This window comes from Devosia insulae DS-56 (assembly GCF_000970465.2).
Lineage (GTDB): Bacteria > Pseudomonadota > Alphaproteobacteria > Rhizobiales > Devosiaceae > Devosia_A > Devosia_A insulae.
Window position 1 is genome coordinate 1 of record NZ_LAJE02000355.1, and the last position, 22,512, is coordinate 22,512.

Here is a 22,512-nt window from a genome sequence, read left to right on the forward strand (position 1 = left end):
GGAAACCATTAGGCTCAAATGGCATGGCAGGCTCCAAATCAAGTCTCGCAACTCGATTTTATGCCAGATCACCTGGCGGTGCCTGCCTTGCACCACCCCAAACAAACAAAAATCCCGGACACTAGTGGGCGCAGGCCGGGACCCATCCTGAGATCGTTCGGCCTCAGCGCAGATCGCACCACCTCAGGATGGGCCCCGGCCTCCGCCGGGTGACCCCGTGGATGGGGGGAAGAACGGAGACACCGCCTGCTGTCCGCTCCGATCCATGAAGTGCTCTAGACCATTTATCCATATCCCCGCGGCTTGCGGCGCAGCCTCGTAGCTGCAACGAATGCGCCCGCGTTTCGACGACGAGGACTGAGGGGAATAATGAGCCTGTCGCATAAGTTGAGATGGTCGCATGGCGAGGCGACCATCCTGAGTACGGCTGCCATGCTGGCCGACGCCACCTTCCTGGTTGACGGCAAGCCGTTCAAACCGTTCGCCCGGGCGCCGTGGCTCGGCACGGTCGATGATGCTTCGATTGTCGGGCATCTGCGCGTGCTCGCCGGCGATTTCGTCGGCCTGCCCTTCGGCACCGGTGGACGCACCGCCGGCCCCAACCTGCCCGAATGGGGAAGCCTGCTCGGCCAGCCGGCCACCGGCACCATCCATGGGCCCGTGGCGCACCGCGAATGGAGCATTGTCGGCGGCGACGATGAGAGCGTCACGCTGTCGCTCGACTACGATCCGGATTCCGTCGTGCGCAAGGTCGAGCGGGTGATCACTGCCCGCAAAAACGCGCCGGCGCTGGATTTCGTCATGCGCATCTTCGCCCGCCACAAGGCGCCGATCTCGGCTGGGCTCCACCCCAATTTCCGCATGCCGGAAAATCCCGGCCGGCTGGAGCTGAAGCTCGATTTCGACTTCGGCCTCACCCATCCCGGCCAGACCGCCGAGGGCGACCCGCAGGAGTTCGAGAGCCTGAGCTCGGTGCCCAGGAACGGCGCTCGCGTCGACATGTCCCACATTCCGCTCTCGCCCCGCACCGACAAGAACGTCCAGCTCTGCGGCGCCCGCGGGCCCCTTACCGGCACTTATCTCGACGAAGGCATGGGTTTTGAGCTCGACTGGGATCGCGACCTGCTCCCCACGCTGATGATCTGGCACACCGATGGCGGCATCAAAGGCGAGCCCTGGAACGGCCAGTTCCGCGCCGTCGGCCTCGAACCCCTCGCCTCCGCCTTCGACCTCCACACCGACGTCGCCACCGGCCCCAACCCGATCAACAAGCGCGGCATCAAGACCTGGGTCGACCTCGACCCAGCCAAGCCGCTGGAGATCCGGCACTCGGTGCGGGCGTTCGCGGTGTGAATAGCTAATAGCGAGTAGCGAGTAGGGGTTGCCAGGACCACGCGGCCCGGCAACCCCTTTTCTATTCGCTATTCGCTATTCGCTATTCGCTATTCGCTATTCGTCAGCTCGCCAGCAGCGGCAGCGGGTCGACCGGGGTGGCGCCCTTGCGCAGCTCGAAGTGCAGCTGGGACTTCGATACCGAGCCGGTCTTGCCGGCGGTGCCGATATTGTCGCCGCGGTTCACCACGGTGCCTTTGGCGACATTCATGTCCTTGAGGTGGGCGTAAGCCGACACGTAACCGTTCGGGTGGCGGATCAGGATCAGGTTGCCATAACCCTCGACGCCCGAGCCGGCATAGATCACCTGGCCATTCTCGGCCGAACGCACCGCCGCGCCTTCCGGCGCTTCGATATTGATGCCGGTGCCCTTGGAATTGGCGAAGTCGGTGATCACCCGGCCCGAGATCGGCCAGCGGAACTTGTCGGCGCCCGAGAGCACCGGTTCGGTCTTGGGCTGCTGCAGCGGCTGTGCCTCGGCGACGGCGGCGGGCGCTGCGTTGGTCGGCGCCAGCGGCTTGACGGTCGCGGCCGGAACCCTGGTCTCGGGCTCGATCGAAGCGACGGCAACGGGCTTGGGCGCAGCAAGGTTCGACGGCGGCGCGCCGAGCGTCATTTCCGGCTTGGCGCCGCCTTTGGGGCCCAGCGCCATCAGCGTCGAGGCCTTGCCCGGGATGACGATCTTCTGGCCGACATAGATCTTGTCGGGCGACGAGAAGCCATTGGCCTGGATGATCGCCTGCGCCGTGACATTGTAGCGGCGGGCCACCGTGTAGAGGCTCTCGCCACTTTCGATGACGTGCACATAGGCGTCGGAGGGAACGGAGACGAGGGTGTTCGAAGCCGGGGCGGACGCCAGAGTGGGTGTGGCCGGAACCGGGCTCAGGGGCTGGGCAGCGGGCATCATCTGATTGCTTCCGTTGGCTGATGAAGTGAGCACAGGCAAGTCTTCGGTCGATACTGAGCCAAGCGGCTGACTGGCCATGGGCCGAGCGCCCATATTGTTGGAGCCGACCAGCATAGGACCGGACCCACCGCCAATGTTTTCTGGAGGAATGAGCGTCTTGGGCATGGCCTGCGCTGTCGCCATCGGCGCGGCGGCGTTGACCGAGCCGGTCGCCGTCCTGTCGAAGCCGAGGCCACTCAGCGAGCTACACCCCGAGAGCGCAGTGGCACCTGCGAACAGGCCCACAATCGCGGCGGTTCTAAACGTCTTACCGGTCACGCGGTTACTCATCAGTCCACTCTACGCAGGTACTCAATGGACGTGAGATTAGGGCGTTAAGGTAAAGAGTGATTTAAATGCGAAGCAATTTGCTCAAATCGTCTGAGGGGGGATTCAGGAGTCGGTAGGGTTAAGGGGGCGGCTCGCTCGTCGCTTCGCTCCAAGCGCGCATCGCAAGCGATGCGATACCCCTCATCCGGCCTTCGGCCACCTCGCGGCGAGGGCTTCGCCCTCGTCCGCTGACCACAAGGAGAGAAGGCTCGAACTGAGAGGTCCGCACCCGGGTCTAGCGCTACGATGTTCGTTGCGTGGCCTTCTCCCTTGATGGGAGAAGGTGGCCGAAGGCCGGATGAGGGTGGGGCAACACGCTCGATCCCAGTCGACGCGAGGAGCGGTGCCCTACAGCCCCAACTTCCCGTCCAGCCCCGCTGCCATCTCATAATGCGTGTGCTGCAGCAGCAGCGGGGTCACTGTGATGGCGTTGCCGTGCATGGCGAGGCGGAAGTCGTGTTCTTCATCGAGTGGCTTCGGCGTCTCGGGGATGGCGATGAAGAATTTTCCGGCATTGTCGCTCGGATAATAGGCCATGGGCGAGCGGGCAAAGCGCTGGAACGGCACCACCCGGATGCCGGCCACGTCCTCGGGGGCGCAGAACGGGATGTTGACGTTGAAATACACCTCGCCCCGGCCCTTCACCTGCTGCAGCAGCTGGCTCACCACGCGCGCCGCATAGGTGCGCGAGTTGGTCCAGTCGATCTCGGTGCCGCGCTCATAGTCGACGCCCTGGCTGATGCCGATGCCGAGCGCCCCGTGCAGCGCGCCCTCGCGCGCCCCGGCCACCGTGCCGGAGCAATTGAGGATATCGCCCAGGTTCTGGCCGTTATTGATGCCGGACAGCACCAGGTCGGGCTTGAGGTCCTTGCAGATATGGGTCATCCCAGCGACCACGCAGTCGGCCGGCGAGCCGCCGACGATCGAGAACACCCGATCCTCGCGCTGATCGACCCCGAGCTCGCGCCCGAAGGTGAAGCGGTGCGCCGCGCCGGACTGGTTACCATCCGGCGCCACCACCCACACGTCGTCGCTGAGCGTCAGCGCGATCTCGCGCATCACCGCGATGCCGGGAGCATCCACGCCGTCATCGTTGGTGATGAGAATTCTCACGCGATTCTTGCTCAAGATTTGGCACCAATGGAGGTAAGGCCCTTCATATAGGGCTGCAGCACATCCGGGATGGCGATCGAGCCATCCTCCTGCTGATAGTTCTCCATCACGGCAATCAGCGCCCTACCCACGGCAACACCTGAGCCGTTCAGCGTATGCACATGACGGATTTTTCCGTCCTTGCCCTTCACTCGCGCATCCATGCGGCGCGCCTGGAAATCCCCGCACACCGAGACCGATGAGATCTCGCGATAGGTATCCTGCCCCGGCAACCAGGCCTCGAGGTCGTAGGTCTTCTGTGCGCCAAAGCCCATATCGCCGGTCGACAGCATCATCACCCGGTAGTGGATGCCCAGCTGCTTCAGCACATCCTCGGCATCCGCGAGCATCTTCTCGTGCTCGTCGCCCGAGGCTTCCGGCGTGGTGATCGCCACCATCTCGACCTTGTTGAACTGGTGCTGGCGCAGCATGCCGCGCGTGTCGCGGCCAGCCGACCCGGCCTCGGACCGGAAGCATGGGGTCAGCGCCGTCAACCGCAGCGGCAGCTCGTCTTCCGCGAGGATCGTCTCGCGCACGAAATTGGTCAGCGGCACTTCCGCCGTCGGGATCAGCGCCAGCCGGCTCTCGCCATGCGGGGTGAAGAACAGGTCGTCGGCGAACTTCGGCAGCTGATTGGTGCCGTACAGCGCATCGTCCTTCACCAGCAGCGGCGGCTGCACCTCGGTATAGCCATGCTGGTCCACATGCAGGTCGAGCATGAACTGGCCGATCGAGCGCTCGAGGCGCGCCAGGTGGCTCTTCAACACGACAAAGCGCGCCCCCGAGATCTTGGCGGCGACTTCGAAATCCATCTGGCCCATGGCCTCGCCGGTCTCGAAGTGCTCCTTCGGCTTGTAGCTGAAGCTCGGCTTGGCCGGACGCGCCCTGGCCGCCGTAGCCGGAGAGCCATTCAGCCCAAAATACTCTTTGTTGTCAGCCTCGTCAGCGCCGCGCGGCACCTCGTCGAGAGGGATGTTCGGGATCACCAGCAGCGCGTTGCGCAGCCCGTCCTCCGCCTCCTTGCGGGTGGCTTCGCCGGTCTGGATCGCGTCCTTCAGGCTCGCGACCTCGGCCATCAGCTCGTTGGCCTTGGCCTCGTCCTTCTGCGCCTTGGCCTGCCCGATCAGCTTCGACAGCGCATTGCGCTTCGCCTGCGCGTCCTCGACCGCGGCAATGGCGCTGCGGCGGGACTCGTCCATGGCGATCAGCTCGGAGGCCTTGAACGGCACGTTCTTGCGCTCGCTGAGCGCAGCGTCGAACGCGGCGGGATTGGCTTTGATCCAGTTGATATCGAGCATGGAGAGACCTGCGGCGGGAGAAGGGCTCTGCTTTACCGGATTGGGGTGCGAGCGCAAGTCCCCGAGGGAGGCGTTCCCGACGACAGGGCGGGAGCGCCCTACTCGGTCTTCTCGACGTCAGTGGCCTCAATCCCTTCGGCGGCGAGCGCCCTGGCGCGCCGCTTCTCGACCCAGCGGACCGAGAGAATGGAGACCTCGTAGAGCAGGTACAGCGGTAGTGCGAGGCCGAGCTGCGAGATCGGGTCGGGTGGCGTGATGAAGGCGGCAAACACCAGGATGGCGACGACGGCGTACTTGCGACCGGACTTCAGTGTCTTGGACGAGAGCAGGTCGATCTGAGCCAAGAGCGTCAGGATTACCGGGAGCTGGAAGCAGATGCCGAACGCCAGGATCAGCGTCATGGCGAAGCCAAGGTACTCGCTGGCCTTCATCAGCAGCTGGATTTCTTCGGTCTGGGTGCTGAGAAAGAAGTGGAGCGCCATTGGCAGCACCACAAAATACACCAGTGCGGTGCCGAGTACGAACAGGATGGGCGTTGCAATGAGGTACGGAAGGAACGCGCCCCGCTCCTTCTTGTAGAGGCCCGGCGCAACAAAGCCGTAGATCTCCGCGGCAAGGTAGGGAAAGCCGATCAACAGCGCGGCGAAGAACGCAACGTTCAGCTGCGTGAAGAACCATTCCGGCGGCGACGTGAAGATCACTTCGACGGGCTTGGGAAAGACCGCCACACGATAGGGCTCGAGCAGCGCCTCGTAGATCGGCTTAGCGAAGAAGAACAAAACGATCAGCAGGCCGAAGATCACCACCAGCGAGCGGATTAACCGCTTGCGAAGTTCGACCAGATGGTCGAGCAACGGCGCTTCGCTGCCGGCGAGTTCATCCTCATCGGTCTTGGGAGCGTTCTTGGGGGCTTCGAGTTTGGTCTGTTCGGCCATGGTCACGGCTTCTTGGCGGCAGCAGCCGGCTTCTTGGCAGCGGGCTTTTTGGCCGCGGCGGGTTCAGCGGCGGTCGCCTTGACTGTCGCTGCCTTGGCAGGCGCAGCTTTGGCCGGCGCAATCGCTTCGACCTTAGCCCGCTTCGCAGGTGTGGCTTTGGCCGGCGCGATAGCCTCGACCGGAGCGGGCGAGTCGATCGGCTTCTTCGGCGCGGCCTTCTTCGCCGGAGCAATATCGGCGGTTGCGACCTTGCTGTCAGCCGGCGCCTTGATCCTGGCCGGACGAGCCGCCTTCACCGGCGCCTTGGGCGTATCGGCTGGCTGGACGATCGGCGTCATCACCGGGGCCGCGGCCGCGGCGGGCGTAGCGATACCGGCGGCGGCCTTGATCTCGTCGACGACGCTCTCGACCTTGGGATCAGCCGGTTTGAGTACGCCGGACGGCTGCACCTGCCCGCTGGCAGTCGTCGTATTGAATTCCTTGCGGATCGCATCGGCAGTCGCCTTCAGCGGCTGCGTCACCGACTGGCGGAGATTGGCGATCTCGTTGAGCCCAGTGGTCTTGTTCAGCTCACGCTGAAAATCCGAACCCATGCGGCGGATCGTGCCGGCGAATTTGCCGACCCGATGCATCAGAGCGGGAAGCTCTTTGGGTCCAATGACGATCAGGGCGACGACCCCAATCACAAGCATTTCGGTCCAGCCGACGCCGAGCATAGTTTTGGCTCCTGGGAGCGGCCGTCAGACGATCAGGCGTCCTTGGCCTTTTCGGTCTCGCGGGCCGGCTCGACGGTGGTCGAAGCGTCGATCTGCGCAGCGGGCTTCTGCTCTTCGTCCTTCATGCCCTTCTGGAAGGACTTAATGCCGGAGGCAACTTCACCCATCATTCCCGCGATCTTGCCGCGTCCGAACAACAGGATCACCACAATGGCGACGATGATGATGCCCCAAATCCCTGGCGCGTGCATGGATGGTCTCCGAAAGAATGCTCTACGCTTACACTAGCGCAGAGAAATAGGTTCAATCCTTGGCGAACACAAGGACGTGTTCCGGGTTGAGGGTCAGGAATACGTCCGATCCAACAACAAGGTTGCGATCGGCGCGGCGGCGGATCTGGATCGGACGCTCGAGACCGGCAACGCTGACTTCGCACAGGTCAATCCCGATGGCATCGCGCTTGGCCAGCACACGGCCCGGAATCCCGGGCCCTTCGGTTGCCACGTCGAGCGAACCGATCGGCCGGATCGCCACCGTCACGGCAGTGCCATCGGCATGCCGGGGGGCCGGAACCGGGCCCAGCGGCGTCTCCACCCTGCCCGCTTGCACCCGTGCCTCGATCTCGCTCAGCGGCGAAAAGAAGCGGGCGGCGTTGAGGTCGACGGGCCGGTTGTAGATCTCCGACGCCGTATCGATCTGCGCCAGCCGGCCATGCCGGAGCAGTGCGATGCGGTCGCCCAGCAGCATCGCCTCCTCGGGATCGTGCGTCACGATGATCGTCGTCGCATGGGTTTCGTGCAGCACCGCCAGGGTCTCGTTGCGCACCGTCTCACGCAGCCGCGCATCGAGGCTCGAGAACGGCTCGTCCAGCATCAGGATGCCCGGACGTGGCGCGATCGAGCGGGCCAGCGCCAGCCGCTGCTGCTGGCCACCGGAGAGCCGGTGCGGATAATCCGCTTCACGGTCATCGAGGCCAACCCGCTTCAGCGCCTGCCGCGCCTGCGCCAGCGCCGCTGTTCGCCCGAGCTTGCGTAGCCCGAAGGTTACGTTCTGTAACAGCGTCAGGTGCGGGAACAGCGCGAAATCCTGGAACATCAGCCCGATGCCGCGCCGGTCCGGCTTGGCGTGAATGCCGGGGCCGGAGACGATCTGATCGTTGATCTTGACCGTGCCGCCATCGATGCGCTGGATGCCGGCAGCCACCCTCAGGATGGTCGATTTGCCCGAGCCGCTCTCCCCCAGCAGGCAGACGATCTCGCCCGGCACCAGCGCCAGCGAGAAGTTCCTCAGCACCGGCCGTCCGCCAAGCGTCACATCGACGGCGTCGAATCGCAGCGCCGCGGCAAAGGCGACGCCAGCGGTGCCGCGCGGGCCCCAGTCCTCGAGGGTTTCGCTATCGCTCATTGCACCGGGTCGCTCTCGCCCTGGTCGTCCGGCTCCAGCGGATCCTCGTCGTCGCGCAGCGGCCCATCGAACGGCAACGGCACCTGGAAGGCCGGCGGCAGCCGGCTCGACAGCAGCCCGGAGCCCTTGAGTTCCTCGAGGCCTGGCAGGTCGGCGAGGCTTTCGAGACCGAAATGATCGAGGAACGCCTCGGTGGTGCCATAGGTCACCGGTCGCCCCGGCGTCCGCCGGCGGCCGCGCATGCGCACCCAGCCAGTCTGCATCAGCACATCGAAGGTGCCGCCGCCGCTGGCGACGCCGCGCACCTCCTCTACCTCGGCGCGCGTCGCCGGCTGGTGGTAGGCGATGATGGCGAGGGTTTCGAGCGCGGCGCGCGACAGCTGCCGGCTCTCGGTCTCCTCGCGGCGCAACAGGAGCGACAGGTCATCGGCGGTGCGGAACGCCCACTTGTCGCCGCGACGCACCAGTTGCACGCCATGGCCGGCATAGCGCTGCGCCAGCCGTTCAAGCAGCACCGGCACATCGGCGCCCTCGCCCAGATAGGGCGCGATATCGGCCGGTGACAGCGGCTCGGACGACGCAAACAGGATCGCTTCGAGCACCCTGAGGTTCCGCTCGGCGATTTCGCCATGCTCGTCGAACTGGTCGTCCGGCGCTTCGTACGTCATTCGCCCTTCTTTCCGTTGTCGGGCTTTTGGGGATCCTGGCGGCGGCGCATGAACAGCGGGCCGAAGGTCAAAGTCTGGCGCAGTTCTATTTGCCCCTGCCGGGCCAGTTCAAGGCTCGAGGCGAAGCTCGAGGCCGTCGCGGTTTTCCGCTGTTCGGGGTTGCTCAGGTACTGGTCGAGATAGGCGTCGAGCGGCACCCAGTCCATGCTGTCGCCGATCAGCCGCGTCAAGATCTCGCGTGCCTCCTGCAACGACCAGACGCTGCGCTCGAACAGGTGATAGTCCTGCGGCACGTTGCGTTCGCGCCCGGTGGCATAGGCCTTGAGCAGGTCGTAGAGCGAGGCCTCCCAGAGGTTGCGCCGCTCCACCAGCACCGGTTCGGGCTGCCCCCGCGCATGCACCTGCCGGCCGAGCCGAGGGCGGTTGATCAGCCGCATGGCGGCCTTGCGCATCGCCTCGAGCCGCTTCAGCCGGAACTGCAGCAGCGCCGCCATCATCTCGCCGGAAGGCTCATCGTCGCTCGGCGCCTGCGGCACCATCAACCGGCTCTTGAGGTAAGCCAGCCACGCCGCCATCACCAGGTAGTCGGCGGCGATCTCGATGCGCTTCTCGCGCACCGTCTCGATGAAGCCGAGATACTGCTCGGCCAGCGCCAGGACGGAGATGCGGGAGAGGTCGACCTTCTGCCGGCGCGCCAGGTCGAGCAGCAGGTCGAGCGGGCCTTCATAGCCGGCGACGTCGACATACATCACTTCATCGTCGCGCGGCGCGTTCGGCGCCGCGAACCAGTCGGTGGAAGTGTTGCTCATACAGTCGCCTGCCCGCTCTAGCTCGCGCGAGCTTGGTCCCTAACCGAGACTGAGGTCAAGGAACAGGGGGTGCCGATCAACCGCCGATCGGCACACAATCGACGCCATTGGCCTTGAGGCTGGCGCAGGTCTGGGTCGCTTCCTGGAAGGAATCGACTGGCAGCACCACGCGGTACCAGGTGCCCTTGGCGCCGAGGTTGACCTGCCGAACGGCAAGACTGCGACCATTGAGGAGGCCCGACAGCCGGTTCTGCGTCGAGCGCAGTGACGATGCCGCATCGCCTTCGGTCGGCTGCGAACTCAACTGCACATAGGGGCCGCTGCCGCTGCTCTGAGACTGGGCGGCGGGAGCTTCGACCAGTTGGACCGGCTGCGAGGGGGCCGCAACAGCAACCTGCTGGTTCGAACCACCACCCAGCACCGAGCGATCGGTGGGACGGGCCACCGGCACCGGCGCCACGATGTTCGGGTCGATGGTCGGCGCGGGCCCGGTCGGCGCCAGCGCCGAGACCTGGGTCGGATCGACCGCTGCCGGATCCGTGCCGGTATCGATGGCGGCGGCAATCGGATCGGTCACGGCGTCGGGAACCGCCGCCAAGAGCTCAGACGGCTGCACATCGGCACCCGGAAGTTCGGGGACCGCCGGCCGGTCGACCGGCAGTTCCTCATTGCCGGCAACCGCCTCGTCACCCGAGACGATCGTGCCATCCGGACGGACGGTCACCGTGCGCACCTTGCGGTTGGCGAGTTCGCTCTCGCTCGCCGCGTCGTCGCCCTCGCCCACCGTACGCGCCACATCGGCAACGCTGGTTTCGGCGGTATCGTCGCGCGACACCAATTGCTCGTTCGCAGCGGCTGCGGCGGAGTTGCCGTCGAGCTCGTTGAACACCACCGAGCCCTGCTGGTTGGTCGTGCTGGTGGTCGGCGGCGGCGTTTCCTTCACCGGGGTCGCATCGGCCTGCAGCACCGGCGCATCGGCATCGGTCCCACGGCCCATGCCGAGCACCCAGTAGAGGCCGAAACCGGCGGCCAGCAGCAGCGTGCCGGCGACGGCCATGCCGACATACTGGCGCATGCCGCCCGAGCGGCGCTCGGGCTTGGCCTTGGGCCGCTTGTACGGGCTCTGCCGCTGTTCGGCGGACATCCCGCCATCGATGCGGCCAACCTCGGCGCCGCTGGCAGCGGCAGCCGCCAGAATGGCAGCCTCGGCCGACGGCACGTGCGGTTCGGTATCCTTGATTGCGGCGCGACGCGGGGCGAACCCGGTGGTCAGCGGCGGCACGATCGGAGCCGATTGCGGCGCAGCGGCCTGCGGAGCTGGTGTGGCCGGCTTGTCGCTGGTGAGTTCGACCCGGACGGCTTCGCCGATCAGGCTCTCGATCTCATCCATCGGGTCGCGCTCGGTGGCCGGCTGCGGCTGCGGGCGCGGCGCCTGCACCTTGCTGGTCGGCCCGAACACCGGGGCCACGCCGAAGCGGTCCTCGGGGCGAGACGTCGGCTGAGGATTGGCCGGCACGGGACTGGGCGGCGCGGCGGAAAGCGGCGTCGATTGCGGACGGAACTGCGACGGGCCTGAGGCAGGGCGCGATGCGGGCAGCGGGAAGCTGCGGGCGGCCGGCTGCACCGGGGCGGGCCGCTGCTCGACCTTGGCTTCCTCTACAATCTCGGCCTCGGTCGAATCGAGTTCCGCGGCGATCAGGTCGGCGATTGGGTCGCCGGTCGATACAGCGGGGGCAGCCGGCGCCGGTGCCGGTGCGGCCGGCGACGGAGCGGCGACACGGGCCGGCGGGCGCGTCTCGGCCGCCGGGATTGATGTCGGGGGCTCGGAAGCGAAACCGAAATCGAAATCGAAACTGTCGCCGGTCGGCGACGCCTTGGCAGCGGCGACCATTGGCGAGGCCGGCGCTGCCGGCGTCGGGGCTGCCGGACGCGGCGCGCCAAAGCTCGGCTCGACCCGCGGCGCGGGCGTCTTCGCGTCCGGCTCAGCCGGCGCGTCGGCTTTCACCACGGGCGTCAGCTCGGCTTCGAGTTCCGCCATCGGATCGGGCTGTGTGTCAGCAGGCCTCGGGGGCTCGAACGTCACCGGACGTGCCGGAGACGACACTTCTGCCACCACCGGGCGCGCCACCGGCGCGGAGGTTTCGACAGCAGCGGCCGGCCGCATCGGCACGGGCTTGGGGATCTCGCGATCCTGCCAATTGGCCATCGGTTCGGGCTTGAAGCTGGTCGAGGCCGCGGGAAGCGTACCGAAATCGAAGGAGGCCGCGGGCTTCGGTTCCGACGGTGCGGCAGCCGGCATCGGCGATGTCACAGCAGGAGCCGGCGCTGTGGCGACGGGTTGATCCATACCAGGAATACGGAGCACGCCGGGCGAGATCGGTGCGGGCCGATCAGCCGGCGGTGGCACCGGCGCGCTGACGACCGGCGCCGGCATGGGCGTTGCGGCAACCGGCGCGTCCATGCCCGGGATGCGAACCATTGCAGGCCCCGGCCCTTCGGACTTGGGCGCATCGGCAAGCGTGACGAGCTTAGGCGCAGGCTTGGCCTCCGGCTCGGCGCCCTGCGCGTTGTTCGCCATGAGTTTGGCGAGTTCGGCGATCAGGTCGTCGGATTTATCCTGGCCATCAGGCATCTGCTGCGGTCTCGCTGTCATTGAAAGCAGCGCCCCCTAAACTAGTGGTCCCGGTGCTCGCCTTGACCCCCGCCGAGCAAGCCGGCCACTCTAGCAACCAATGCGCCGGAATTATGAAAGCTCCTCCGGCGCACTAACACCAAGCAGGGTCAAGCCGTTAACGAGCACCTGACGCACAGCACCGACAAGGGCGAGTCGGGCCGAAGTCAGCATTGAATCATCGGCGTTAACAAAGCGTAAGGCAACATCCTGATTACCCTTCGCCCAGAAGCCATGAAACGCTGCCGCAAGTTCATACAGGTAGAACGCCACACGGTGCGGTTCATGGGCACTTGCGGCCGAAGCAACGATGCGCGGCCACTGCGCCAGAGCCTTGATCAGTTCGAGATCAGGCTCCGACGAGAGCAGCGAAATATCTGCCTTGGCCAGCGCTTCCACCGATATGTCGAGCTGAGGCATTTCCTCGGCGACCTTGCGGAACACCGAGTAGGTCCGGGCATGCGCGTACTGCACGTAGAACACCGGGTTGTCGCGCGTCTGTTCCTTGACCACGGCGAAATCGAAATCCATCGCCGCGTCATTCCGCCGGTAGAGCAGCATGAAGCGGGTCGCATCGGAGCCGACCTCCTCCACCACATCCGACAGCAGCACCAGGTCGCCGGACCGCTTCGACATCTTGAACGGCTCGCCGTTCTTCATCAGCCGCACCAGCTGGCAGATACGCACGTCGATATCGGCCTCGCCATGCGAAACCGCCTTCACCGCCGCCTTCAACCGCGACACATAGCCCGAGTGGTCGGCGCCCAGCACATTGACCATGTGCTTGAAGCCGCGCAGGTACTTGTTGCGGTGATAGGCGATGTCGGCGGCGAAATAGGTGTAGGCGCCGTTCGACTTGACCAGCGGCCGATCGACATCGTCGCCATAGTTGGTGGCGCGGAACAGCGTCTGCTCGCGGTCCTCCCAATCCTCGGGCGTCTTGCCCTTGGGCGGCTCGAGTCGGCCCTGGTAGATCATGTCTTCCGAGCGCAGCCAGTCGAGCGTCGTGTCGATATCGCCGCCCTGCCCGTGCAGCTGGCGTTCCGAAAAGAAGACGTCGTGATGGATGTTGAGCTGGGCCAGATCGGCGCGGATCAGGTCCATCATCGCCGCCAGCACTTTGTCCCTGACGATCGCCAGTGCCTCCGGCTCGGGCTTGTTGAGCAGCGCGTCGCCGAACTCAGCTTTCAGCGCTTCTCCCACCGGGATCAGGTAGTCGCCTGGATAGAAGCCCGCCGGGATCTCGATGCTCTCGCCCAGCGCCTCGCGGTAGCGGAGCATGGTGGATTTGGCCAGCGTATCGATCTGGCTGCCGGCATCGTTGATGTAATACTCGCGCGTCACCTCGTAGCCCGAATAGGCCATGAGCGAAGCCAGCGCATCGCCGAACACGGCGCCGCGAGTATGGCCGACATGCATCGGCCCGGTCGGGTTGGCCGAGACGTACTCGACATTCACCCGCTCGCCGCCGCCAACGTTCGACTTGCCGAAGTCGCCGCCCTGCGCACCGATCGACTTCAGCACCTCATGCCACACCGGGGTGGCGAGCCGGAAATTGATGAAGCCGGGACCCGCAACCTCCACCGAGGTCACGTCCTGGTCCGCTTTGAAATGCTCGGCCAGCGCCGTCGCCACCTCGCGCGGGTTCTTGCCGAGGGGCTTGGCCACCACCATCGCGGCGTTGGTCGAGAGGTCCCCATGCGCCGCATCTCGCGGCGGCTCGACCACGATGCGCGACAGAGCTTCCTCGGTGATCGAGGGATAGAGCCCGGTGAGGGCGTCGGCGACACGGGCGGCAAACAACGCGAAGACGTTCATGTTGGTCTCTTGGGTGCCATGATTGGCGGTGGCTTACCCACCAGGTCATTCCCGCGAAAGCGGGAAACTCTGTTTGCGGTGGCTCGGCAACATCCGAAACGGAGGCTCCCGCTTTCGCGGGAATGACCCGGTGCAGAAGGCGGGCTGCGCTGCCCCTACCGCAACTGGCCCGCACCGTCAAACAGCCGGGCGTGCTGCTCGAGCGCATAGGGGTCGGTCATCCCGGCAATGAAGTCGGCGACGACGCGGGCGCGGGTGGCGCGATCGGGGGCGTGGCGCGCCGCCTCACCCCACCGCCCGGGCATGGCGCCGGTGACCAGATAGTGGTCGAACAGCATGCCCACCACGGTCTGGCTATGGCGCACCGGGCCCATCACCTCTTCGCTGCGGTAGACCCGCTCGAACAGGAAACGCTTCAGCCCCTGCTCGGCATCGTGCACCGGCCGCGAAAAGCGGATCAGCGTGCGTCCGGCATTGCGGACGTCGTCGGCCGATTGCGGGGCAACCTCGGCGATGGCGCGGCTGCTCTCGGCGATCACATCCTCGATCTGCAGGGTGATCAGCCGGCGCTGCACCTCATGCGCCTGCCGGCTCCGTTCGATATCGGGCCAGCGCTCCAGCACTTCGCGCACCAGCGGGCCGACCAGCGGCACATCCGTGAGGTCCGCCAGCCGGATCAGCCCGGCCCGCAGCGCATCGTCGATATCGTGCGAGTTGTAGGCGATGTCGTCGGCGATGGCGGCCGACTGCGCCTCGAGGCTGGCATAGCTCCAGGCCATCAGGTCGGCGCTGGCCGGGATATCGTTCAAGCCCGGCGGCAGCGGCTTGTCGGCGCGCAGCGCCCGGCCCTGCCGATCGGTCAGCGGCCCATTATGCTTGAGGATGCCCTCGAGCGCCTCCCAACTCAGGTTCAGCCCGTCATGCTCGGCGTAGCGGTTCTCAAGGCGAGTGACGACGCGGATCGCCTGCATATTGTGGTCGAAGCCGCCCCACTCGGCCATCTTGTCGTGCAGCACGCGCTCGCCGGCATGGCCGAACGGGGTGTGGCCAAGGTCATGCGCCAGTGCCACGGCCTCAGCCAGGTCCTCGTCGAGCCTCAGGGCGCGGGCGATCGAGCGGGCCATCTGGCTGACTTCCAGCGTGTGGGTCAGCCGAGTGCGGTAGTGCTGGCCTTCGTGATGCAGGAACACCTGGGTCTTGTGCTGCAGCCGGCGGAACGCCGCGGAATGGACGATCCGGTCGCGATCCCGTTGGAATTCCGAGCGTGTCGGGCTCGCACCCGGCGCAAACAGCCGGCCACGGCTTTGCGAGGGATCGGAAGCATAGGCGGCGCGTTCACCCATTATGCGGCCAAGACCCTTTTCATCGTCGTCTAACGATATTAGATTTGGTTTCCAGCGCTGCCCCATGGTGGGCGGCCGAAAGGTCCCTGATGTCTGAAGCTGCTCTAGCACCGAACAATATCATTTTGACAGACCGCGCCGCCAAGAAGATCGGCCGCATCCTCGCCAAACAGGGCGAAGGCACGGTGCTGCGCATCGTCGTGGCGGGCGGCGGCTGTTCCGGCTTCCAGTACGAGTACAAGCTGGGCAAGGAAACCCCTGCCAACGACGACCTGGTGCTGACCAAGGACAACGCCACAGTGCTGATCGATTCTCTCAGCCTCGAGTTCATGGGCGGCGCCGAGATCGACTATGTCGATGACCTGATCGGCCAGAGCTTCCAGATCAAGAACCCCAACGCGGTCGCCGGCTGCGGCTGCGGCACCAGCTTCGCCGTCGCCTGAGCCCCTCGTTCGAGCCATTGCCAGCCTTGCCTCGCTAGGATCGCAACGCTAGCGTCTGCCCCGAATTGGGGAGGCAGAGCATGAACTTGTCCGGACGGCTCGATGTAGCGGCAACCCGCGCCATCGAGGAAAGGCGCATTGTCGGCTCGGTCATCATCGTCCGCCAGCACGGTGAACTCGTCTACCAGGCGGCGCACGGCCTCGCCGACCGCGAAAATCGCCGTCCGATGACACTCGACACGATCTTTCGTCTCTCCTCCCTCACCAAGCCGATCGTGGCGGCGACCATCCTCGCCCTGATCGAGGACGGAAAGCTCGGTCTCGACGCGGCGATCACCGACTACCTGCCGGACTTTCGTCCGCGCCTCGCCGACGGGACAGAGCCGACTATCACTATCCGGCAACTGCTCACCCACACCTCCGGCCTCTCCAATGCTTCGATACGCACCCCGGCCGAAGCGGCAGCGGGCGTAAACCGCTGGCGGCTCGGTGACGACGCCATCATCGCCCGCGTTGGCGCGCTGCCCCTGCTGTTTGCCCCCGGCGCCGGCTGGACTTACGGGCCGTCCATCGACGTTCTCGGCCACATCGCCGCGCGCTTGATCGGCGGACGGCTCGAGGACGCGATCCGGCACTATGTGACCGGCCCGTTGGGCATGACCGACACCGGCTTCACCGTGCGCGACCCATCGCGTCTGGCGGCCCCCTATGCCGACGGCGCCAATGGCCCGGAGCTGATGGGCCCGGTGCACACCATCCCGAACCCCTGGGGCAACACCACGACCTACGACCCCGAGCGCATCTTCGATGCCGCGGCGTTTCAGTCGGGCGGTGGCGGCGCGGCCGGCAGCGGTCCCGACTTCATGCGTCTGCTGGAGGCACTGCGTACCGGTGGATCGATCCAGCGCCCCGAGACGGCGAAGCTGGCTCTCGCCAACCAGACCCCGCAGCTGCCCCACGCCGCCTCACCCGGCTGGCAATTCTGCCTGTTCGGCGCCTGGCTCGACGATCCCGCAACCGCCGGTGTCCCGGCGCCGCGCGGCACGGTGCGGTGGGGCGGCATCTATGGGCACAACTGGTTCATCGATCCCGCTGCCGGCCTCAGCGTCGTCTCGATGAGCAATACCGGGCTCGAGGGATCGGATGGCCGGTTCCGCGACGATATTCTGCATGCCGTCTACGGTCATCCCTCCGCCTGATCACTGGTCGGTTGCGCCTTTCGGCGGCTTGCGCTCCTTGCCGGGGAACCGTTAGCGTCCTTGCTAAGTCTGGGAGGATTCCATGAGCCTTGAGAAGAATATCGACGCGGCGATCGACGCCGCGTTGGTGAGCCGCATTGTCGGTTGCGTCGTCCTGGTCAACCAGGGCGGCAAGGAGGTTTACGCCCGCACCGCGGGGCTGGCCGATCGCGAGGCCAACCGCCAGCTCGAGCGCAATGCCATCTTCCGCCTTGCCTCGGTGACCAAGCCGATCGTCGCCACCGCGGCGCTCAAGATGATGGAAGCCGGGCTGCTCGGGCTCGACGATCCGGTCAGCAAGTACCTGCCCTATTTCACTCCGGCGAGCCCCGACGGCGTGGTCCGGCCGATCACCATCCGCCAGTTGCTGTCGCACACCGCGGGTCTGTCCTACGAGACGACGCCGAGTGACGTCGCCCCCGGCATGTCCGGCCCCTACATTACGCTCGAGGAAAACCTGCGGCGGCTCGCCAAGGCGCCGCTGGTGTTCGCCCCAGGGACCGGCTGGGCCTATGGCACCAGCATCGACGTGGTGGGTGGCGTGCTCGCGGCCATCAATGGCTCGAGTCTCGAAGCGGCGGTGAGGAGATACGCCGCCGATCCGGTGGGCATGGCCGACTGGGGCTTCACGCCAACCGACCCCACGCGTGTAACCGCCAACTACCACAATGGCGACCTGCCGGCGCCATCGATCGTGCCGCCGGTGCTCATCAGCCCGGACAACTCGCCCTGGGATACCGACCGCATCTTCCGCGCCGATGCCCCGCAATCAGGCGGTGGCGGCTCGTGCGGCACCGCCGATGACGCGATGAAGATGCTCGAGGTCTACAACGGCGGCAGCTTCCTCAAGCCGGCGAGCGTCGAAGAGGCCTTCACCAACCAGATCGGCAACCTGCCGCGTCGCGAGGGCGATGCCGGCAAGCGCTTCACGGTGCTCGGCGCCATTATCGACGATCCCGAGGCGGCGCGGAGCCCCTGCCCGGTCGGCACGCTCGACTGGGGCGGCGCCTGGGGCCACAACTGGATCATCGATCGCACCAACCGGCTGTCGATCGTGGTCTGCACCAATGTCGCGCCCGAGGGCTGCAACGGCCCCTTCCGCGAGGACATCCGCGACGCGGTTTACGCGGCGCTCTGAGCTAGTTAGGCTTCCGTCTCGAACGGGAGCCTACTCATGCGCATCGCGACCTGGAACATCAATGGCGTCAAGGCTCGGCAAGGCGCTCTTCTCAAATGGCTTGAAGAAGAATCGCCCGATATCGTCTGCCTCCAGGAGATCAAATCGGTCGACGAGGCCTTCCCTCGCATGGAGATCGAGGCGATGGGCTACAATGTCGAAACGTTCGGGCAAAAGAGCTGGAACGGCGTCGCCATCCTCTCCAAGCACCGCTTCGACGAAGTGACGCGCGGCCTGCCCGGCGATGATGGCGACGAGCAGTCGCGGCTTATCGAGGGGGTGTTTTCGGTCGAAGGCGGGGTGGTGCGGGTGTGCTGCATCTACCTGCCCAACGGCAATCCCGTCGGCACCGACAAGTTCACCTACAAGCTGAGTTGGATGGATCGGCTGCACAGCTTCGTCGAATCCCGCCTGGCGCTCGAAGAGCCGTTCATCCTGCTTGGCGACTTCAATATCATCCCGGCCAATGTCGACGCCACCGTGCCCGAGAAATGGGTGGGGGATGCCGCGTTCCGTCCCGAGAGCGCCGAGCGGTGGCGGGCTTTGCTCAATCTGGGGCTCACCGATGCGGTGCGCGCCATCACCGACGAGCCTTCCCTGACCTTCTGGGATTTCCGGACGTTCGGCTGGGAGCGCAAGGACGGCATCCGCATCGACCACCTGCTGCTCTCACCGCAGGCAGCCGATCGGCTGGAGGACGCAGTGGTGCATGCGGCCGAACGCGGCAAGGACAAGCCGAGCGACCATGTGCCGGTGGTAGGCTACTTCGCGTTCTAGGCTGCGCCTGAGTGCACCATTTGCTCCACCCGGTGGGGAGGCTGGGCTATGGGAAAGAGTGGCCGGTAGTTCAGGTCATCCGTGAGCGCTCAGCGGATATTGCCGACCAGGTTCTTCGTGGTGTCGTGCTTGGTCTTCAGCACGTTGCTGACGTTCGCCTCGGCGACCTTGACGGTGCCGTCGTCCTTGTTGCGATCGAGGAACTGGCTGATCGAGGCCGTCGCCATGCGGGCCTGCGACGAAACATCATCCACGAACCCGCGGACATCCTTGGGCAGCGTGATGATGACGATGAGAGCGAGAATGATCGGCAAACGCATGTTGGACACCAACGGGCTAACTGTCCCGATGGTTGCCAGTTTGCGGCTGAACTGCCGCTGAACGCTGCTGTTAGGTTACAGCCCGCCGAAGCGGGTGCCGAGCGAGTCGGCGAGCTCGACGGCCTGCTTGCGCTGCTCGGGCGTCGCGATCGACATCGCGTTGGTGAGCAGGTCGTGGATCCAGCCGTCATCGACCGTGCCCGCGGCACGGCGCGAGGCGACGGTGAGCCACATCAGGCCCTCGATCGGATCGGCATCGATCCCCTCGCCGTTGAACAGCATGCTGCCGAGCTTGGCCTGCGCCCCGGCATGGCCCTTGCGGGCCGCGAGGTTGAGCCAGCGGGCGCTCTGCAGCGGGTTGTCGCCGAGTTCGGCGTCGTCGAGATAGAGCTCGCCAACCTTGTACTGCGCGTCGGCGTCGCCGAAATACGACGCTGCGTGCATGATCAGCTTGTTCGAATAGGCTTCGTTCTTCTGGATGCCGGCTTCCGGCAAGCCATGGCGATAATACTCGCCGATCTTGAGGAACGACTGCGCCACGATATCGGCTTCGACGCCCTTGGGGGCGGTATCGGCATGCTCGTCGGCGATCTGGCTGAAATAGCCGAAGGCCTTGACCGGGTCCTTGTCGACGCCTTCGCCGCTCTCATACATCAGCCCGAGCTGGAACAGCGCCATCGGCTGGCCGGCCAGCGCCGCATCCTCGAGCGCGGCGACCAGGTCGGCGCTGGAAATACCGCCTCCTGCCCCGTCGAGCTGGTTGGCCATGGCCAGCGCCGCATCGGCGGCCGTCTCGGGCGCAGCCGGCAGCGAGGGCAGCACGCCACTCACCTGGGCCGCAGCCGGGGTGGCTACGCCCGCAATCGCGAGCGCAGCCCAAAACGCAACGGAAACAAGGGCTCCTGCCCTAAATGTCCGCATACTGCTCCTTCTCGCCCTTGGCGCCGGGGTTGGTCAGCGCGCCGTAACGCGCCGGTCCCACCAGCTGGGCATACTTCCAGATCGCGCCCGAGCCATACTCGGTCTCGCGCGGAGCCCAGTTGGTCTTGCGCCGGGCAAACTCTTCCTCCGACACGTTGACCGAGATCTCGCCGGTCGTGGCGTCGAGGGTGATGATGTCACCGTCCTGAATATGGGCGATGGGGCCGCCGATCGCTGCTTCCGGGCCGACATGGCCGATGCAGAAGCCGCGGGTAGCGCCGGAGAAGCGCCCGTCGGTGATGAGCGCAACCTTGTCGCCCATGCCCTGGCCGTAGAGCGCTGCGGTGGTCGACAGCATCTCGCGCATGCCGGGGCCGCCCTTCGGACCCTCATAGCGGATGACGAGCACGTCGCCTTCCTTGTAGGTCCGCTTCTCGACCGCCTCGAAGCACTTCTCCTCGGTGTCGAAAACGCGAGCCGGGCCGACGAAGCGCAGGTTCTTCAAACCCGCGACCTTCACGATGGCGCCATCCGGCGCGAGGTTGCCGCGCAGCGACACCACACCGCCGGTGGGCGAGATCGGGTTCGAGGTCGAACGGATCACGTCCTGCTCGGTGTTGAACTTCACCTTCTCGAGGTTCTCGGCAATGGTCTTGCCGGTCACCGTCATGCAGTCGCCGTGGAGGTACCCGCCTTCGAGCAGCGCCTTCATCACCAGCGGGATGCCGCCGGCTTCGAACAGGTCCTTGGCGACGTATTTGCCGCCCGGCTTCAGGTCGCCGATATAGGGGGTGCGCTTGAAGATCTCGCCGACGTCGAACAGGTCGAAGTCGATGCCCGCCTCATGCGCCATTGCCGGCAGATGCAGCGCGGCATTGGTCGAGCCGCCGGTCGCGGCGACGGTCATGGCGGCGTTCTCGAACGCCTTGCGGGTGACGATGTCGCGCGGACGGAGTTGCACCTTGAGCAGTTCCATCACCTGCTCGCCGGCGGCGGCGCAGAGCGCGTCACGAATTTCGTACGGGGCCGGAGCGCCGCAACTATACGGCAATGCAAGCCCGATAGCTTCGGCCACCATGGCCATGGTGTTGGCGGTGTACTGGCCACCGCAGGAGCCGGCCGACGGACAGGCGACGCGCTCGAGCTCGTCGAGTGTCTCGTCATCCATCTTGCCGACCGAATGGAGGCCGACCGCCTCGAACAGGTCCTGCACCACCACGTCACGGCCGCGGAAACGACCCGGCAGGATCGAACCGCCATAGATGAAGATCGAGGGCACGTTGAGGCGGATCATCGCCATCATCATGCCGGGCAGTGACTTGTCGCAGCCGGCCATGGCGACCAGCGCGTCATAGGAGTGGCCGCGCATCGTCAGCTCAACCGAGTCGGCGATGACATCGCGCGAGGCCAGCGACGACTTCATGCCAGCATGGCCCATGGCGATGCCGTCGGTGACGGTGATGGTGGTGAATTCACGCGGCGTACCGCGGTTGGCGGCAACGCCCTTCTTCACCGCCTGGGCCTGGCGCCCGAGCGAAATATTGCACGGCGCCGCCTCGTTCCAGGCCGTCGCCACGCCGACCAGCGGCTGGTGAATCTGCTCGGTGGTCAAGCCCATGGCGTAAAGGTAGGAGCGGTGCGGAGCGCGCTCCGGACCCTCTGTCACATGCCTGCTGGGAAGACGCGATTTATCGACGTAGTTCGATGCCATTTCCTGGTCCCGCTTGTCCGGCCGGTGTTCTCCGGCGCCCCTCAGAAGGCGCCGTTTATGCGGTTCGGCCTGACAAGGCACAAGGGCGGGGAGCACGCGAATGGTTCGGTACGAAAGCAAATGGCTTCCGCATTCGTCGCTGCCCGTCCGAGATTTGTCCTCTGCTTCTTTTAGGGTCACATTGTGGCGGCGATCGTCAGCAAAACGTTCACCGGCAAGCACCGAAATCGGGATTCAACCTTGCTGTTGCAAAAACGTCACGTACGATTCATCGGGCGTTCAGGATAGCGGCAAGGCGGGCATCGAGGCTGGGGCCACCCCCACCCTCATTCCCTCCCCACAGGGGGGAGGGAGGCGATAGCTGCACCTTCTCAGCTCTTGCGTCTCCCTCCCCCTTGTGGGGAGGGATCAAGGGTGGGGGTGCCCCACGCACCGGCGTTAGC

The 22,512-nt window shown here is 65.7% G+C and carries 20 protein-coding genes; 5 read left to right on the top strand and 15 right to left on the bottom strand.

Features of this window, described 5'->3' with window-relative positions; translation table 11 throughout:
- Positions 1-369: 369 nt before the first annotated feature.
- Complete coding sequence (locus tag VW23_RS23395) at positions 370-1,353, top strand: aldose epimerase family protein (protein WP_069911900.1); 984 nt, start codon at positions 370-372, stop codon at positions 1,351-1,353.
- A gap of 103 nt (positions 1,354-1,456) precedes the next feature.
- Here the strand turns inward: VW23_RS23395 and VW23_RS23400 are convergent, their stop codons facing one another.
- The 12 genes from VW23_RS23400 to VW23_RS23460 form a co-directional block, all read right to left on the bottom strand.
- Positions 1,457-2,299 carry a M23 family metallopeptidase gene (locus VW23_RS23400; RefSeq protein WP_069911901.1) on the bottom strand — a complete coding sequence of 281 codons (843 nt, stop codon included), beginning with the start codon at positions 2,297-2,299 and terminating at the stop codon, positions 1,457-1,459.
- 717 nt (positions 2,300-3,016) lie between these two features.
- Positions 3,017-3,781 (bottom strand): 5'/3'-nucleotidase SurE, encoded by a 765-nt coding sequence (gene surE / locus VW23_RS23410; protein ID WP_069911920.1) that lies wholly within the window; start codon positions 3,779-3,781, stop codon positions 3,017-3,019.
- An 11-nt stretch (positions 3,782-3,792) separates the two neighbouring features.
- On the bottom strand, positions 3,793-5,118 hold the full coding sequence (gene serS, locus VW23_RS23415) for a serine--tRNA ligase (RefSeq protein WP_069911903.1): 1,326 nt from the start codon (positions 5,116-5,118) through the stop codon (positions 3,793-3,795).
- A 98-nt stretch (positions 5,119-5,216) separates the two neighbouring features.
- A complete protein-coding gene (tatC, locus tag VW23_RS23420; protein WP_069911904.1) occupies positions 5,217-6,053 on the bottom strand; it encodes a twin-arginine translocase subunit TatC in 837 nt (278 codons plus the stop codon).
- Positions 6,054-6,055: 2 nt separating this feature from the next.
- Positions 6,056-6,769 (bottom strand): Sec-independent protein translocase protein TatB, encoded by a 714-nt coding sequence (tatB, locus tag VW23_RS23425; protein WP_069911905.1) that lies wholly within the window; start codon positions 6,767-6,769, stop codon positions 6,056-6,058.
- Between the two features lie 32 nt (positions 6,770-6,801).
- The gene (gene tatA / locus VW23_RS23430) at positions 6,802-7,020 is read right to left on the bottom strand and encodes a twin-arginine translocase TatA/TatE family subunit (RefSeq protein ID WP_069911906.1); all 219 of its coding nucleotides are present in this window, start codon (positions 7,018-7,020) and stop codon (positions 6,802-6,804) included.
- Between the two features lie 52 nt (positions 7,021-7,072).
- On the bottom strand, positions 7,073-8,173 hold the full coding sequence (locus VW23_RS23435) for an ABC transporter ATP-binding protein (protein ID WP_069911907.1): 1,101 nt from the start codon (positions 8,171-8,173) through the stop codon (positions 7,073-7,075).
- A complete protein-coding gene (scpB, locus tag VW23_RS23440; RefSeq protein WP_069911908.1) occupies positions 8,170-8,841 on the bottom strand; it encodes an SMC-Scp complex subunit ScpB in 672 nt (223 codons plus the stop codon). Before scpB ends, VW23_RS23435 begins: the two co-directional genes overlap by 4 nt.
- Positions 8,838-9,650 carry a segregation and condensation protein A gene (locus VW23_RS23445; protein WP_069911909.1) on the bottom strand — a complete coding sequence of 271 codons (813 nt, stop codon included), beginning with the start codon at positions 9,648-9,650 and terminating at the stop codon, positions 8,838-8,840. Before VW23_RS23445 ends, scpB begins: the two co-directional genes overlap by 4 nt.
- A gap of 76 nt (positions 9,651-9,726) precedes the next feature.
- Positions 9,727-12,303 carry an SPOR domain-containing protein gene (locus VW23_RS23450; RefSeq protein ID WP_141728466.1) on the bottom strand — a complete coding sequence of 859 codons (2,577 nt, stop codon included), beginning with the start codon at positions 12,301-12,303 and terminating at the stop codon, positions 9,727-9,729.
- A 90-nt stretch (positions 12,304-12,393) separates the two neighbouring features.
- A complete protein-coding gene (argS, locus tag VW23_RS23455) occupies positions 12,394-14,139 on the bottom strand; it encodes an arginine--tRNA ligase (protein WP_069911911.1) in 1,746 nt (581 codons plus the stop codon).
- Between the two features lie 155 nt (positions 14,140-14,294).
- Positions 14,295-15,548, bottom strand: a complete 1,254-nt coding sequence (locus tag VW23_RS23460) for a deoxyguanosinetriphosphate triphosphohydrolase (protein ID WP_084646418.1) — start codon at positions 15,546-15,548, stop codon at positions 14,295-14,297.
- A 23-nt stretch (positions 15,549-15,571) separates the two neighbouring features.
- Here VW23_RS23460 and VW23_RS23465 point away from each other — a divergent pair, with 23 nt between their 5' ends.
- The 4 genes from VW23_RS23465 to xth all read left to right on the top strand — a co-directional run bounded on the left by VW23_RS23465 (position 15,572) and on the right by xth (position 19,117).
- On the top strand, positions 15,572-15,925 hold the full coding sequence (locus VW23_RS23465) for a HesB/IscA family protein (RefSeq protein ID WP_069911913.1): 354 nt from the start codon (positions 15,572-15,574) through the stop codon (positions 15,923-15,925).
- Positions 15,926-16,005: 80 nt separating this feature from the next.
- Positions 16,006-17,124: a serine hydrolase domain-containing protein gene (locus VW23_RS23470; RefSeq protein WP_069911914.1), complete on the top strand. Its 1,119-nt coding sequence runs from the start codon at positions 16,006-16,008 to the stop codon at positions 17,122-17,124.
- 82 nt (positions 17,125-17,206) lie between these two features.
- Positions 17,207-18,301 (top strand): serine hydrolase domain-containing protein, encoded by a 1,095-nt coding sequence (locus VW23_RS23475; RefSeq protein ID WP_069911915.1) that lies wholly within the window; start codon positions 17,207-17,209, stop codon positions 18,299-18,301.
- A gap of 36 nt (positions 18,302-18,337) precedes the next feature.
- Positions 18,338-19,117: an exodeoxyribonuclease III gene (xth, locus tag VW23_RS23480; RefSeq protein WP_069911916.1), complete on the top strand. Its 780-nt coding sequence runs from the start codon at positions 18,338-18,340 to the stop codon at positions 19,115-19,117.
- A gap of 89 nt (positions 19,118-19,206) precedes the next feature.
- Here xth and VW23_RS23485 read toward each other — a convergent pair whose 3' ends face one another.
- From VW23_RS23485 to ilvD, 3 genes are all read right to left on the bottom strand, one after another.
- Positions 19,207-19,437 (bottom strand): hypothetical protein, encoded by a 231-nt coding sequence (locus VW23_RS23485; protein ID WP_069911917.1) that lies wholly within the window; start codon positions 19,435-19,437, stop codon positions 19,207-19,209.
- Positions 19,438-19,512: 75 nt separating this feature from the next.
- Positions 19,513-20,259 (bottom strand): tetratricopeptide repeat protein, encoded by a 747-nt coding sequence (locus VW23_RS23490; RefSeq protein ID WP_176730474.1) that lies wholly within the window; start codon positions 20,257-20,259, stop codon positions 19,513-19,515.
- An 85-nt stretch (positions 20,260-20,344) separates the two neighbouring features.
- Positions 20,345-22,069 carry a dihydroxy-acid dehydratase gene (gene ilvD / locus VW23_RS23495; protein ID WP_069911919.1) on the bottom strand — a complete coding sequence of 575 codons (1,725 nt, stop codon included), beginning with the start codon at positions 22,067-22,069 and terminating at the stop codon, positions 20,345-20,347.
- Positions 22,070-22,512: the final 443 nt, after the last annotated feature.